We start from the raw sequence: 11,931 nt of genomic DNA, 5'->3' as shown, positions 1-11,931 counted from the left end.
CAGCCTCAAACCTTATTGGTAGCCGATAAGGCCAAATTGAGGGAGGTCAACAGGATGCGCCAGCTGGGTGCGGTTTTCCAGGGCGGCCGTGACGCGATGGTGAAGGACCTATTGCTCGTCTTTCGGCGGCATCCGGGGCGGCGGAATCGGGGTGAACACGGCGCCTTGCGCGCCGGCCGGCGGGGCATTGAACTCGCCGGTCGAGGAATCGCCGCCGCTGGTCTCCATGATGGTCTTGGGCGTCACATATTCCCGAACCATGTCGATCAGGCTGCCATCGCCGCCGCCGAAATCGGCGGCGCGGCCGCCCTGCGGATGCCCGGCCGCGATCTCGTTCTCCGCCGCGTGGGTCTTGTCGGCGAGCCGGTCATTGTAGGGCACGCGAAAGGCGCGCGGGATGCCGCTCGGGCGATTGTCCTCATCGAGCTGCTCGACCCAGAGATAGATCGAGCCGGGATCGCCCTCCAGCGAATGCGGCTCGACAATGCGCGCCTTCAGCAGCTTGAAAGTGGCGGGCAGCCGGTCTGTGCTGGCCCAGCCGAGCAGCCCGCGCATCTCGGTGAAGCTGACGACATAGAACGCGCTGGTCACGACCACCGCGACCGCCTTGAACGACCAGTGCAGCCGCGCATAGACCAGCACGACCAGCAGCAGCGCGCCGATGACGGCGTAGGCGATCGACAGGGTCAGGATCACCGTCTGCAAATCACTCACGGCGTACCCTCACCCGGGTCTTCGGATCGACATCGGCGCCGTTGCGCCAGCTGCTGCGGAACGTTTCCAGCAGCGATTTCGGCCGCTGGTCCACATTGACGACCTTGCCCTCGGCGTCGAGCCGGAACCGCACCGCGGTCTTCTCGTCGCCGGTGTGGTCGAGCGTGAACTTGTTGTCGAAGATCACCTGCGCGGTCGGGTTAAGTTTTTGCACCTTCACATTCGCGGTGACCGGCTCGCCGGTCGTGGCGACGAAATGCGAGACATTCACCGTATATTCGCCGGCGAGGATGCCGCGCACGGTGACGATCTCCTCGCGGATGGGCGAAGCGATCTTCTTGCCGGCGACCATGATGAAGTCGTTGGCGCCGCCGCGGTCGTCGCGGTCGAGCGTGAGGAAGCCGGCCTCGCGGTGGCGATACCAGGCGATGTTGCCGGCGGGATCCTGCACGAACAGGTCGAGATCGTCGGGGTGGTTGTCCGGCCAGTCCAGCGTGATCATGAACTCAGCCTTGGAGTCGATCTTGCCGTCCTTGGCATCGGGCGAGATCGCGAGCAGCGCCAGAAAGAACAGGAACGCGATCACCTGGAGCGCCTTGAACAGCATCACGCCGAGCGGATCGAACGGCTCCTCGCGCGGATAGAGACCAAAGTCATCCATCATGACGAGGTTCCAGCGCCTCTGATTCCAGCGCCTTGGCGCTCGAGCACCGGCGTCACATAGGTCTCGGTCAGCACAACCGCGTCCGAGAACACCCGCTGGGTCGCGGCATCCAGCATGTAGTACTGGATGCGGACCAGGATCGAGCCGACCAGGCCGGCAAGCGTCGTGTACATCGCGACCGCCATGCCGTCGCTCATCAGCCCCATGGAGGAGCGCATCGCGACCTTGTCGGCGGCATCCAATCCCGCGATCGGCGCCAGCATGATGATGAAGCCGATGATGGTGCCGAGCAGGCCGAGCTTCATCAGCGTGTCCGAGACGAAGGCGCCGAACCCGTTGGAGCCGCGCAGCCGGTCGGCGAGCGTCCGCAGCAAGAGCGTCTGGTCGACCGGACGGTAGTCCTGTGCCGCGGCCTTTGTGACGAGGCTTTCGATGTGATCGCGCACCAGCCCGCGCGGCAGCGCGCCGCGCGCGCATCGAGCACCTTGCTGCCGTCAGGCGCTGCGAGCGCGCCCGGCAGCGCCGGGCCGCCGCGCCCTCCCGCGCGATCGCCCGTGTGCGCAGGAAGCAATGGCCGCAGGTCAGGACATAGAGCACCGCGATGACGCTGGAAATGTAGGTGCGGTCCGAGGTCAGCATCAGGTGGATCAGGCCGAACCGCCACAGCAGCACGACCGCGAAGACCGAAAGCCCGGTGAAGATCATCCAGAACAGCAGCGCGCTGCGCTCGGACGGGTCGGCAGCAGACCCTGCAATCGGTCCAATCGTCATCGAACTCATGCTGCACCGCTCCTCGCCCGCAACGACGGGCTGCAAAGATTCCATCCCGATTAGATCAAAGCCGCCGCGCCCGGTCCAAAGAGCCATGCCCAATCAGGATTGGGAAATTTGCCCGAGCTACGATCCGGTCCAAACCCTGCAATTGGCAAGGCGCGGCGGCATTGTTAGGCTGAGCTTACCAAACGTCGGGGATGATCGCATGCGCCTCGTGCTTCAGCTTGTCGCCCGTCTGCTTCTCATCGTGGTGCTGTGCCTGGGAGCGGCGACCGTGTGGGCCACGTTCGATGCCTATCGCAGCGTCGACCGGGCGACTGCGGCATCCGCCCAGCGGGTCGCGCAGGCGCTGCAGGCACTGTACTGGCACGAGTTCTTGTTGCGTAGCAGCAGAACGCGCGAGCAGCTTCTGCCGGTTCCGGAGTGGCGCACGCTGGAGACGATGAAGTTGATCTCGCCCGGCGTCTGCGTCGAGTTCCAGCCGGCCATCGCATTCGAAAAGCCGCTCTGCGGCCAGAGTCAGGGCATCGGTAAGACGCCGCCGCGCTGGTTCGCCTCGATCGTGCCGACCTTCCTCGGCAGCCATGCCGAGGTGGTGCGGCCGGTCAGCCCCCGCGCCGCATCGGCCGGCACGGTCGTCGCGACGCCCGACGCTGCGGCGGCGATCTCGCTGGCCTGGGAGTACATCCTCAACGTGATCGACGTCGCGCTGCTGATGGCGGCGGCGATCGCGATCCTGGCCTCGCTTGCGATCGCGCATGCGCTGGCGCCGGCGCGTGCAATCGTCACCGCGCTCCAGCGCATGGCACGCGGCCAATATCGCACCAGGCTGCCGCGCTTCCGCTCGATGGAGCTGGCGATGATCGGCAGCGCCGTCGGCGAGCTCGGCGGCCGGCTGGAGGAGGCCACCGAACAGCGCGCGGCGCTGACGCGGCGCCTGATCGAGATCCGCGACGACGAGCGCCGGGCGCTTGCCCGCGAGCTGCATGACGAGTTCGGGCAGAACCTGTCCGCGATCCTCGCCTTCGCCAACACCATCGAAACGGCCAGCGCAAAGGACAGCAAGGACAACAACATCGCGCAGGACGCGCGCATGATCTCGCAGGCCACCCATCATCTGATGGCATCATTGCGCGATGCCTTGAAGCGGCTGCGCAATCCCCTGCCCGAGGAGCTTGGGCTGGAAGCAAGCCTCGTCAATCTCGTCGACAGCTGGCGCTCGCAGAGCGCGGCGCGGCCGACGATCCAGCTCGATGTCAAAGGCGATCTCACCGACATCAGCGGCCCGGCCGCCACCACCGCCTATCGCGTCGCCCAGGAATGCCTGACCAACGCGCTGCGTCATAGCTCGGCGCGCGAGATCTCCTTGCGTGTCGAGCGCCGCGCCGGCGAGGACGACGCACTGCTGATCCGGGTCGAGGACGATGGCGGCGGCGATGCGGAGCGCGTCGCGCAGTCGGCCGGCTTCGGCCTCACCGGCATCCGTGAGCGCGTCACGGCGGCCGGCGGATCGCTGTCGATCCTGCCTGCGCGCGGCGGCCTCAGCGTCGCGCGACGATCCCGCTCGCCGCATGAGGCCGGCATGAGCGAAGTCGCGGCAACAGGAATCTCCGTGCTGCTGGTCGACGATCATCCGATCGTGCGGCAAGGCTACCGGCGGGTGCTGGAGAGCCAGGGGGACCTGCATGTCGTGGCGGAGGCCGACAACGCCGCAGATGCCTACGGCGCCTTCAAGGCGCACGACCCCGACGTCATCGTGCTCGACATCTCGATGCCCGGCGCGAGCGGCCTCGAAGCCATCCGCAACATCCGCGCCCGCAATCCGCGCGCGCGCATCCTCGTCTTCACCATGCATAACGAGGCCGTGCTGGTCAAAGCCGCCTTTGCCGCCGGCGCGAGCGGCTTCGTCACCAAGAGCAGCGAGCCGTCGGCGGTCGTCACCGCAATTCGCAGCGTCGCCCGCGGCGAGCGCGCCATGAGCGACGACATCGCGCACATCCTCGCCGAAGACAGCCTGTCGTCAGGCTCGGTGCTCGATCAGTTAGGGGAGCGCGAGATCGAGATCCTGCGTCAATTCGCCGGCGGCGCCACCACCGAGCAGATCGCGGCGCATCTCAATCTCAGTGTGAAGACGGTCCAGAACTATCACTATTTGATCAAGACCAAGACCGGCGCGCGCACGGATGCGCAGCTCGTGCGGCTGGCGGCAAGTTGCGGGCTGACGAAAATCTAGCAGCGGGGCTGCCGCTTTCCCCGCTCGCTTGAAGATCTGGAATCTGCCGAGCGGGATGGAACGCAGGGCATCCAGCTCCTGTTAGTAGTGGAGTGGAGGAGTAAATCGCCATGCGGAAGGCTCATCACAAGGCAATCGACCATCCCCCGATCATCACTGTAGGCGAGCTCATCGACGAACTTTGCCGCCTGCCCGATACGGCCGTCGTCCACTTTCGCTGCCCCATGCTCGAGCAGGAGCTGACATTCTACCGCCTTCGGAAGCGATCAAAGGATGCCGTCGAGATCGCGGTCAATGTATATCCGGAGAGCCCGCCGGTCGTACCGGCGGCCAACGGCGGGATGCACCCGCGCAGGCACGCGACTGCCTCGCCCACCATTCCGGAGAGCGCGCTTCTTCACAAGGCAAGAGGGTAAGTCAGGAGTCGCAATCTAGCAGGCCTTCAACCCGCGGAGCAGCAGCGCGAGCGTCGCATCGACGCGCGCAGGCAGTTCGGCGTCCTTCCACTCGTCGGCATGGGCCGGATGGTGGAAGCGGCAGGTCGCATCGAACAGCGCGCGTGCCGTCGTCTTGACGTCGTCCACGGCAAACTCGCCCCGCTTGACGCCGTCGGACAGGATCGCCGCGATCTGGTCGATCATGGTGTCCTTGTGGCACTTGACGGCCGCGCAGGCCTCGCGCGCCAGCGTCAGGTAGGTCTCGAACATCTCGGGGTCGTCGAGCACGCGCGAACGCTTGGCGGCGAACAGCGTGCGCAGCCAGCGGTCGAGCCTATCGGGCGCAGGGCCCTGCTCCCTGGCGATCGCCAGCAGCGGCGCGTCGATGCGATCGAGCCAGCGTTTGGCAACGGCCTCGCGCAGCGAGGCCTTGCTCGGGAAATGGCGATAGACGCTGCCGTGGCTCACATCGAGCGCACGAGCAACGTCGACCACGGTGGCCTTGGCAAGTCCGTAGCGCCGCAAGACATCCTCGGTGACTTCGAGGATCCGCTCCGGCGTCAAGACAACGGCTTCATTCATGCCAGCACCTTGTTCCCGTTCAGGGTTCGTCCGGCGATAGGGCTGCTTCCGAAGCGCCCGTGCCGGTCGTTTCGGAAAGCTCTCGCCTTAATGAGGCAGTTTTGCAGCCTGCGCCGCGATCTGGCGCGCCACCAGCAAATTGAGCCAATGCCCAATCGTGCCAGTGAAATTGAGGATTTCGGTCGTCATTTTCTTAAGTCTCCATTCGTCCGCGGTCCCCACCCCCAAATTACGCCCCTCGATCCGGTATTTTGGACCTCGGGCCCCCGGGACGGGATAACCACGGGACGCCCAATCGGAGCGTCCGAGAACGGATATACACGTCTCGCTGACAGATTTCAATATCTGTCAGTCAATGATCCGTGATTGACAGTTAATTTTTGCCGGCGCCGTGGCCATGGCCGGGACTGGCAGGTCGGCCCGCCGGCCCACGCATCCCCGGCAAACCTCGTCCCGCCATCCGTTTCGCCCTCCCCCTCCGCCAAATCCGGGCGTAGAAAGCCGCTTCGCTCATCCGGGCGCCAAGACCACAGAAACGGACCCCTCCCATGCCCATCGTCAACCGCGTTGCCGCCCTCACCGACGACATGGCCGCCTGGCGCCATGACTTCCACGAGAACCCCGAGCTGCTCTACGAAGTCCACCGCACCGCCGGCATCGTCGCGGACAAGCTGCGCGAGTTCGGCTGCGACGAGGTGGTGACGGGCGTCGGCCGCACTGGCGTCGTCGGCGTGATCCGCGGCCGCAAATCCGCCTCCGGCAAGACCATTGGCCTTCGCGCCGACATGGACGCGCTGCCGATCATGGAGACGTCGGGCGTGCCTTACGCATCGAAAGTCCCCGGCAAGATGCACGCCTGCGGCCATGACGGCCACACCGCGATGCTGCTCGGCGCCGCCAAATATCTCACCGAGACGCGCAATTTCGACGGCACCGCGGTTCTGATCTTCCAGCCGGCCGAGGAAGGCGGCGGCGGCGGCAAGGCCATGGTCGAGGACGGGCTGATGACGCGCTGGAACATCGAGGAGGTCTACGGCATGCACAACATGCCCGGCCTGCCCGAAGGCCATTTCGCCACGACGGCGGGCGCGATGCTCGCCTCCTCCGACAACATCCAGATCACGGTTCACGGCAAGGGCGGCCACGCCGGTGCGGGTCCGCACAAGGCGGTCGACAGCGTGCTGATCGGCGCGCAGATCGTCGGCGCGCTGCAATCGATCGTCGCGCGCAACATCGATCCGCTCAAATCGGCGGTGATCTCGATCACCATGTTCAATGCCGGCACCGCGACCAACATCATCCCTGAGACCGCCGAGCTGAAGGGCACCGTGCGCACGCTCGACCCCGAGGTGCGCGATCTCGTCGAGCGCCGCATCAGCGAGGTCGCCGACAGCGTCGCGCGCGCCTATGGCGGCTCGGCGGAGACGAAATACATGCGGATGTATCCGGTGACGATGAACCATCCGCGCGAGGCCGGCTCGCCGCCGACGTCGCCCGCGACATCGTCGGCGCCGAGCGCGTCAACGACAGGTTCGTCCCCATGATGGGCGCAGAGGACTTCTCGTTCATGCTGGAAGCGCGCCCCGGCGCGATGGTGCTGGTCGGCATGGGCGACGGCAACGAGTGCCACCACCCGGCCTATGTCTTCAACGACAACATTCTGGGCCACGGCGCATCGTTCTGGGCCCGCCTGGTCGAGACGCGGATGCCGGCGGGTTAGCGTCAGCCTCGATCTCGTAGGGTGGGCAAAGCGAAGCGTGCCCACCACAACGATCTCGACTGGAAAAGGTGGGCACGGCGCTTTGCGCCTTTGCCCACCCTGCAAGCTTCGTCTTCAGTTGCATATTTCGGCTGGTATTTTAGCCGCGGGATTGGAGGGATGATTGGCTGTTCCGAGCCGGCACCCCTTGGCGATCGGCCTGCAACCGGCGCTGTTGCAGATCACCTGCCCCGACGCCTGCGGCGCTGATGGCGCGGCCTCCGTTTGTTTTCGATCGGTGTCACGCCTCCGCGAATCCTCGCGCGTGGCAGCGGGCTTTCTCTCGGGAGCCTTCTCGCACTCGTTGTCGTCACCGACGTGATAGCCGGCGCGGCAGGTGATCTTCACGCATTGATCGCCGTCGGCCTTGAAGCCGAAATTGCACACCAGCGGGCAGACCCGCCCCGGCTTCGCCTTCAGCGCATCGAGTGCGTCGACGCTGGCAAGCTTCACGTCGAACTGGGTGCCGGCATATTTGTTGAACAGCGTCAGCGAACGTTGCGCGGCCGAGGTCCACTCGCCTTCCGCAGCCGAGGTGAGGCAGCCGACACGGCGCAACTCGCTCTGCACGGATTTCGCAAGGTCGGCCGCGGGCAATGGCGATGTCGATCCGGGCGCCAGCGCCGCGACTTTTTGCTCGACCTCGGGCATCTGCCGGTCGGCTGCCGGCTTTGCAGCCTGCTCCGCTTTCTCGGCCGCCTGCTTTGCGGCAAGCTCGGCCCTGGCCTTCTCCGCCGCCTGCTTCTCGGCCAGCGCTTTCGCAGCCGCCGCCTCCGCCGCCTTGCGCTCACGTTCGGCCGCTTCAGCCTTCGCCTGTTCGATCTCCTTCTTCCTTTCAGCCGCGATCCGGGCGTCCTCGGCCGCCTTGGCCGCGGCGGCCGCCTTCTCCTGCTCCGCCTTCTGGGCGCGCTCGGCAATGAGCCTTGTCTTTTCCTGCTCGGCCGCCCTGGCCTTTTGCTCCGCCGTCACGCGCGTTTCTTCGGCGCCGATCTTGTTCAACTGGCCCTTGGCGAGGTTGGCGTAGAACCCATCCGGGTAGGCCGCCAGAAACGCTTCCCAGCCGTCGCGCGTGGCAAGTTGGAGCGCGAGCTCATAGTCCCGGCGAATGGCCTCCTGCGGGTTGGCCTGTGGACCGGTTGCCGCTGGTTTCACGACGAGGGGCACGTCGTCGCCGCCGAGCGAGCCGTAGACATAGGGCTCCTGCTTGTAGCTGGTCGCCTTGAGCACGTCGTCGCGCACGAAGCCGAAGGCCTTGCGCAGATCGAGTCCGGGTTTCGGCAGGTGCTCGACCAGCGCAGCTGCGAACGGGCTGTTTCTGGCATCGCCGTCCGACGCGGTCGATCCCGCCTTGGCGGCGAAGGCAATCATGGTGTTCGGGCTGGTCGGCTCGACCTTGGCGAGGCCGCGTCCGATCGCGCGCGAAGCCAGCGTGCGCTTCATCGTCTTCGCGAATGGGTTGTCGCGGCAGGCGTCCAGGATGATCAAGCGCAGCTGCTTGGCCGGCTCGACTGCGAACAGCGCACGCTCGACCGGAATGGTCTCGTCGAGAACGTCGCCGTCGGTCTCCAGCGTGGCGTCGATCGGAATGAGATAGTTGTTGCCGTCGAGCTCGATGCCGTGACCGGCGTAATAGATCACCGCCATGTCCGCATCGCGCGTCCTGCCGGCAAACTCGCGCAACATGCGCCGCATCTCGCTGGCGCTGAGATCCAGCCTGACGTCGACGGAATCGAAGCCGGCCTTCTTGAACATGCCGCCGACCAGCGTGGCATCGTTCACGGGATTGCCGAGCTTGGGCGCGCTCTTGTAGGCGGAATTGCCGATGATGAGCGCGACCCGCCGGTCGGCATGCGCCGGTCCGCAGGCAAGGCTCATCGCAAAAATCACAAAAGCAAATAGCCGAACCGGAATCACTTGCGTCCCCCCGGATGCAATTCCATGAGACTATTCGGAGTATGGCCGAATGCCAATTCTTCCCTATGTGACAGTCATCACACAAGGTGTTCGGACGGCTTGCCGATCGTGCGGCGAAGCGTCGCTCTCTCCAGTCCGGCCGGCCGAGCTCTGATGCCGCCTCATCTCCTGCGGTTGCACCAGGGCCGGATCACCAAAGGGCGCGTGCAGCGTGGCCGGGTAACCGCAAAAGAAAATACGTTACGCGGCCCCCGTCAGCGGGCCACAGAGCGCAGGCCCGTTGGCTCGTCCGCCTCCAACAGGCGCGATGTGGTTTCGTCTGACGCGAGAGGCAGGGTGAACTGAAAGATGGCGCCCCGAGGCTCGTTTGCGCCGGCCCACATCCGCCCGCCATGCGCCTCGATGATCGAGCGGCAGATGGCGAGGCCCATCCCCATGCCCGTTGGCTTGGTGGTGTAGAAGGCATCGAACAGGGACTCGACATTCTTCGGATCCAGTCCCGGACCAGAATCCCGCAACGCGACGTGAACGCCGTTCGATGCATCCCTTTCGGTGCTGATCAGCAACTCGCGTCCTCCCTCGCCGACTGCAGCCATCGCCTCGATCGCGTTGACAATCAGGTTGAGCAACACTTGCTGAAGTTGAACCCGATCTGCCTGAATAGGCGGCAAGCCTTCGGCAAGCTGCGTTCGCACCGAGACTTCGTGCTTGAACGCCTCGCTGCGTGTCAGCGCGATGACCTCAAGTACCGCCTGGTTGATCTCCATATTCTCCTTTTGCGGGGGCGCGTTCCTGATCATCGCCCGGATCCGGCCGATGATGTCGCCGGCGCGCATGCCGTCGCCGGCGATGCGGTCGAACGTCTGTCGAACCCGCTCCAGATTTGGCGGTTGAGCCTGCAGCCAATTCAACCCGGCCTCGGCGTTCGCCACGATCGCGCCAATCGGCTGGTTGACTTCATGGGCTATCGAAGCGGTGAGTTGCCCCATCGTGGTGACGCGACTGGTGTGCGCTAGCTCCATCAGGACTTCACGGTAGCGCCGCTCGTGCTCGCGGCCTTCGGCCTCCGCCCGCTTGAGAGCCGTCAGATCGAGGACAAAGCCGACCCCTTGATCCCCGCCTTCTGCAAACATCGTCCCGCCGATCAGCACAGGCACACGGCTTCCGTCCTTCCGCACATACTCCTTCTCGAATGGGTGGGCCGTCCCGACCCGCTTCAATTCCGCCACGGTTTGTACGTCGCGGTTGCGCCATTCCGGCGGCGTGAGGTCGAACCGATGCAGGCGCCCAGAGGTGAGATCATCCCGGTCGTATCCCACGATGCGCAGGAATGCATCATTGGCCTCGAGAATGCGCCCTTCGACTTCCCAGATGATGATGCCGATGATGTTGGCGTCGAACAGGCGTCGGATCTTGATATCCCGCGCTGCAAGATCGCTTTGGAGTTGAATGTTCTCCTCGGTCGCCTGTCTGCGCCGCTTCGCTTCGAGCCGCGCGAGCGCCAACGCCGCTCCGGCCAGCGCGACGACGAGGACGACGGCGCCCGCGATCAGCCAGGTCCAGCGCTGCTCGAATGCTTCGGCGTGCGTCTCCCGGTCGGCGAGCCGAAAGCGCTCGTGATCCACCATCTGGTCGATCTGCGAGCGGATCTCATCCATGCTGCGGATCATCGCCAGCGCCGCCTGCCCGGACGTGCCGGCGGTCCTCACCATCTCGTCGATCTCGCGCAGCTTGGCCGAAACGGTCAGCGCCAGATGTTGAGCGCGCAGACTCTGCAACGGATCGTCCGCAACCAGCACCTGCAGCGCCTGCGCCTCGCGCCGCACACCTTCGTCGGAGATGCCGTAGGCCTTGAGGTAGGTGGGGTCGAGGGTCATTAGATACCCGCGCCGTTCGGTCTCCAGCTCGGCGGTGAGCGCGCGCAACCGATCGAGCGTTTCGAGCACCTGGCGGCTATGCCCGAGCAGGTCATGGGCCGCCTGCCGCTCCTGCCGATATTGCAGGCCGAGAAACGCGGTCGCGGCAAACAGCGTCAACAGCGCCACGACCGCCACGATCAGCGGACGAGCAAGCCATCGCAAAGACGGGACCCGAGCACGGACTGACATTGGCCTTGGGTCTTCGGTGTCCGTGTGACCGCGCGTCTTCTGGTGTCGACGCCAGAGCATGATAGAATAATAGCATGGTTAGGTGGGTCGCGAACCCGACATTCTCGACCCCAAGGTTACACCGGTTTGGGAGCCCATCAGTCGTCGCGCGAGGGCCGCAACATCACCGGTAAGGCTAGCTCGCGTGTTGCGAATGATTGCCCTTCGCGAGGAGAGCATGACGTACGCACAGAGCGGTCGAACGCCGACCAGCCGTCGCAACTTCGTCAAGGGACTGGGGGCCGCGGGCGCAGTCTTGCCGGCCCTGGCCGCGCTGCCGCGGTGGAGCTTTGCCGAGGATCGCGCTGCGACGTACGCCGACGCGAACATCGATTGGAAGCAGTTTGCGGGACAGACGATCACCCTGGCGGGCGCGATCCATCCCTGGTCGAATGCGATCACGCCGCTGCTGCCGGAGTTCACCAGACTCACCGGCATCAGCGTCACCATCGATTTCCAACTCGAAACCACATATCTCGGCGCCTTACCGATCAGGCTCGCCCGCGGCAGCACAACGCCCGACGTCTTCATGTTCACGACCTATGGCCAGGGCATCTCAGGAGGATGGCTCGAGCCGCTGAACGGCTATTATTCCAACAGATCGCTGACCGATCTCGGATGGTACGACGAGAACGACCTGCTCAAGACGGCCCGGCTTCCCGCTGTGGTCTGACGGCGAACGGTACGCCTTCCCGATCACCTCCGAA

8 protein-coding genes and 3 pseudogenes are annotated in these 11,931 nt (G+C 65.2%); 5 read left to right on the top strand and 6 right to left on the bottom strand.

The annotated features are described in order from the left end of the window. Positions 1 to 108: 108 nt before the first annotated feature. The 3 genes and pseudogenes from FOM02_RS04675 to FOM02_RS04665 form a co-directional block, all read right to left on the bottom strand. Positions 109 to 714, bottom strand: coding sequence for a hypothetical protein (locus FOM02_RS04675; RefSeq protein WP_027560207.1), 606 nt, complete (start codon positions 712 to 714; stop codon positions 109 to 111). Continuing rightward, a complete protein-coding gene (locus FOM02_RS04670) occupies positions 707 to 1,378 on the bottom strand; it encodes a hypothetical protein (protein ID WP_265441465.1) in 672 nt (223 codons plus the stop codon). The genes FOM02_RS04675 and FOM02_RS04670 overlap by 8 nt, the downstream gene beginning before the upstream one ends. After that, positions 1,375 to 2,158, bottom strand: a pseudogene (locus FOM02_RS04665) (MotA/TolQ/ExbB proton channel family protein). Before FOM02_RS04665 ends, FOM02_RS04670 begins: the two are co-directional and overlap by 4 nt. 199 nt (positions 2,159 to 2,357) lie before the next feature. On the opposite strand from FOM02_RS04665, the pseudogene FOM02_RS04660 reads away from it, so the two are divergent. The 3 genes and pseudogenes from FOM02_RS04660 (at position 2,358) to FOM02_RS04650 (ending at position 4,801) form a co-directional block, all read left to right on the top strand. Then, positions 2,358 to 3,727 (top strand): annotated as a pseudogene (locus FOM02_RS04660) (sensor histidine kinase). A 7-nt stretch (positions 3,728 to 3,734) separates the two neighbouring features. Next, positions 3,735 to 4,385 (top strand): response regulator transcription factor, encoded by a 651-nt coding sequence (locus FOM02_RS04655; RefSeq protein WP_092213519.1) that lies wholly within the window; start codon positions 3,735 to 3,737, stop codon positions 4,383 to 4,385. Positions 4,386 to 4,495: 110 nt separating this feature from the next. Further along, on the top strand, positions 4,496 to 4,801 hold the full coding sequence (locus FOM02_RS04650) for a hypothetical protein (protein ID WP_027560212.1): 306 nt from the start codon (positions 4,496 to 4,498) through the stop codon (positions 4,799 to 4,801). A gap of 15 nt (positions 4,802 to 4,816) precedes the next feature. Here the strand turns inward: FOM02_RS04650 and FOM02_RS04645 are convergent, their stop codons facing one another. Next, entirely contained in the window at positions 4,817 to 5,404 is a 588-nt protein-coding gene (locus FOM02_RS04645) for a TetR family transcriptional regulator (RefSeq protein ID WP_092213517.1), read from the bottom strand. A 548-nt stretch (positions 5,405 to 5,952) separates the two neighbouring features. On the opposite strand from FOM02_RS04645, the pseudogene FOM02_RS04640 reads away from it, so the two are divergent. Continuing rightward, a pseudogene (locus FOM02_RS04640) lies at positions 5,953 to 7,124 on the top strand (M20 aminoacylase family protein). 114 nt (positions 7,125 to 7,238) lie between these two features. Here FOM02_RS04640 and FOM02_RS04635 read toward each other — a convergent pair. Both FOM02_RS04635 and FOM02_RS04630 read right to left on the bottom strand, forming a co-directional pair. Then, positions 7,239 to 9,038: a caspase family protein gene (locus FOM02_RS04635; RefSeq protein WP_092213513.1), complete on the bottom strand. Its 1,800-nt coding sequence runs from the start codon at positions 9,036 to 9,038 to the stop codon at positions 7,239 to 7,241. A gap of 293 nt (positions 9,039 to 9,331) precedes the next feature. Then, entirely contained in the window at positions 9,332 to 11,185 is a 1,854-nt protein-coding gene (locus FOM02_RS04630) for an ATP-binding protein (protein ID WP_027560216.1), read from the bottom strand. 217 nt (positions 11,186 to 11,402) lie between these two features. Between FOM02_RS04630 and FOM02_RS04620 the strand changes: the two genes are divergently transcribed. Then, positions 11,403 to 11,897 carry a twin-arginine translocation signal domain-containing protein gene (locus FOM02_RS04620; RefSeq protein WP_265441464.1) on the top strand — a complete coding sequence of 165 codons (495 nt, stop codon included), beginning with the start codon at positions 11,403 to 11,405 and terminating at the stop codon, positions 11,895 to 11,897. Positions 11,898 to 11,931: the final 34 nt, after the last annotated feature.

This window comes from Bradyrhizobium sp. SEMIA (assembly GCF_014844175.1).
Lineage (GTDB): Bacteria > Pseudomonadota > Alphaproteobacteria > Rhizobiales > Xanthobacteraceae > Bradyrhizobium > Bradyrhizobium arachidis.
This window is presented reverse-complemented; position numbering and strand designations above follow the sequence as displayed.

Coding starts and splice junctions, on each gene's coding strand:
- FOM02_RS04650 (WP_027560212.1), top strand. CDS start 4,496: ATGCGGAAGGCTCATCACAAGGCAATCGACCATCCCCCGATCATCACT.
- FOM02_RS04635 (WP_092213513.1), bottom strand. CDS start 9,038: ATGAGCCTTGCCTGCGGACCGGCGCATGCCGACCGGCGGGTCGCGCTC.
- FOM02_RS04670 (WP_265441465.1), bottom strand. CDS start 1,378: ATGATGGATGACTTTGGTCTCTATCCGCGCGAGGAGCCGTTCGATCCG.
- FOM02_RS04655 (WP_092213519.1), top strand. CDS start 3,735: ATGAGCGAAGTCGCGGCAACAGGAATCTCCGTGCTGCTGGTCGACGAT.
- FOM02_RS04630 (WP_027560216.1), bottom strand. CDS start 11,185: ATGTCAGTCCGTGCTCGGGTCCCGTCTTTGCGATGGCTTGCTCGTCCG.
- FOM02_RS04620 (WP_265441464.1), top strand. CDS start 11,403: ATGACGTACGCACAGAGCGGTCGAACGCCGACCAGCCGTCGCAACTTC.
- FOM02_RS04645 (WP_092213517.1), bottom strand. CDS start 5,404: ATGAATGAAGCCGTTGTCTTGACGCCGGAGCGGATCCTCGAAGTCACC.